Origin of the sequence: Bradyrhizobium sp., from assembly GCF_049581145.1 — a bacterium.
Classification (GTDB): Bacteria; Pseudomonadota; Alphaproteobacteria; order Rhizobiales; family Xanthobacteraceae; genus Bradyrhizobium.
In genome coordinates this window covers 1-1,958 of sequence record NZ_JBAURI010000961.1, presented here as the reverse complement: position 1 = coordinate 1,958, position 1,958 = coordinate 1, and the positions used below count along the sequence as shown (strand labels likewise).

The 1,958-nt window shown below is 66.6% G+C and carries 3 protein-coding genes; all 3 read right to left on the bottom strand.

From position 1 onward, the window contains the following. Positions 1-50: 50 nt before the first annotated feature. The gene (gene nthB, locus WCB02_RS31340; RefSeq protein WP_423964230.1) at positions 51-704 is read right to left on the bottom strand and encodes a nitrile hydratase subunit beta; all 654 of its coding nucleotides are present in this window, start codon (positions 702-704) and stop codon (positions 51-53) included. Next, the gene (gene nthA / locus WCB02_RS31335) at positions 705-1,328 is read right to left on the bottom strand and encodes a nitrile hydratase subunit alpha (protein ID WP_423964227.1); all 624 of its coding nucleotides are present in this window, start codon (positions 1,326-1,328) and stop codon (positions 705-707) included. Between the two features lie 398 nt (positions 1,329-1,726). Beyond that, on the bottom strand, positions 1,727-1,958 hold a 232-nt coding region (locus WCB02_RS31330; protein WP_423964225.1), incomplete at its 5' end, for a hypothetical protein.

Sequence of the window (1,958 nt, the reverse complement as noted above, 5' to 3'; positions counted from 1 at the left end):
CCGCGGCGGCCGCGGCCTGCGGATCGGGTAGCGGCATTATACCGACGCCATCACAGCGGCTCCAGATAGGGCTCCCAGGCGTCGATCGACACCTCCAGCGCCGGATCGGACTCCTTGCCCCAGAGCTCGGCGCCGTTGAACGAGACGGTGTAGAGCCATTGCGGGTCTTCGCCGGCGCCGGTGGCGTTACTGTCGGGAAAGACATGGCAGCCGATCACGCGTTCGATGCTGCCGGCATGGCCGCGGATGTAGCGCGGCAATCGCGTGTGGGTCGGCGGGTGGATCGTCCTGGCGCGGACGCGGTCGCCCACGACGAAACGGGCCGGACGTCTGGCCTCGCGCTCGGTCGGGCCGCCCCGATGCAGCATGGCGGCCACGCCGTCGGCGGTCAGGATTTTGGCGACCGGTTTGGCCGGATGCAGCGAATGTCCCGCCGCGACTTCATCCGGTGCGATCAATTGCCGCTCCAGCATCAGGCGCTCAACGCCGGCGAGCCAGACCTGATAATAGCTGAGGTCGAGATAGTCCGGACGGTCCTCGCGGGCAAAGCGCGACATGTCGATGTTCCAGCCGCCGGGCATACCCATCGCCAGCGTCACGGCAAAGGCGCGGCGCTCCCATTCAGCGTGAAACGCCGGCTCGTCCGGTTCCGGCACCACCGGTCCGGACCATGCGACGCCGCCCATGTCGTGCGCGCCATCCATTCAGGCCACCGCGTGCGGCTGCTTTGGCAAGCCGGTGCCGATCATGCTGTCGCGGGTCACGAGCTCGGCGAGACGGTCCTCGCTCCAGCCCTCGGTGCCTTCGGGCCGCATCGGCAGCACCAGGTAGCGGATTTCGGCGGTGGAATCCCAGACCCGGATTTTCGTCGCCTCCGGCAATTCGAAGCCGAAATCGGCGAGCACGCCGCGCGGGTCCTTCACCGCCTTGGAGCGGTAGGGCGCCGATTTGTACCAGACCGGCGGCAGGCCCAGCACAGGCCAGGGATAGCAGGAACATAAAGTGCAGACGACCATGTTGTGCAGATCGGGCGTGTTGGCCACGGCCACGAGGTGCTCGCCCTGGCGGCCGGCATAGCCGAGCTCGCCGATGGCGGGCGTCGCATCCGAAAGCAGGCGTGCGCGATAGGCCTGATCGACCCAGGCGCGCGCGACCACACGGGCGCCATTGCGCGGCCCGACCCTGGTCTCGTAGGTCTCGATCAACAGATCGAGCGCCGCCGGATCGAGATAGCCCTTCTCGGTCAGCACGGTTTCGAGCGCGCGCACGCGCAGTTCGGTCTCGGACAGGTCCGAATGATCGTGGTCGCTGTGCAGATGATCGGCCATGGACGGAAAATGGCGTATTATTTCGGCGATGTCGAGGCATCGGCCTCCCCGATCGTTCAGCGCAGCGTGGGGCAGGGGCAGCAGTCCGATCGATGGGCCGCTGTCACAGGAGACGGAACGACCAAGTTGCACCTGAACGGCTTCAGGTTCAGTGACACCTCAATGAGGCCAGCCATGTCGCGAAAAACGCTTTGGAACATCGTTCAGTCGCTGGCCTGCCCGCTACGGTTGCTGCGGCCGACCACGGCGCTCCCCGGGCCTGTCAGGGCCACCGGGCGGTCGCCTCGGTCGCCGATCACCTCCATCCGGCCTTGAACGAGCGCCTGATTGGATAACCCGCGCCCGAGTTGGGTAGCGGGTCGATTGTCGGCCCGCACGGCGGTGCGTCCAACCGCCGTTCACGAGCCCGAAGGGTTCGCCGTCTTCAAATCGCCCAACAACGCTTTGGCGTCCTTCAGGTCGGGAGTATCGAGCCCTTCCACAAACTGCCTGTCGATCTGCGCGACAAGCTCGTACGCCTCGCGGAGCCGGTTCTGATCTTGCCAGACCCGGCCGAGGCTTGTCGCAGCCCGCAGCTTGAAGGAGAGGGCGCCCTGACGGTCGGCCGTCTCGATCGCCTGCAGCAAACTG

What these genes read in the sequence shown, in the direction of transcription:
- nthB (WP_423964230.1), bottom strand. Translation starts at nt 704, where the DNA reads ATGGATGGCGCGCACGACATGGGCGGCGTCGCATGGTCCGGACCGGTG.
- nthA (WP_423964227.1), bottom strand. Translation starts at nt 1,328, where the DNA reads ATGGCCGATCATCTGCACAGCGACCACGATCATTCGGACCTGTCCGAG.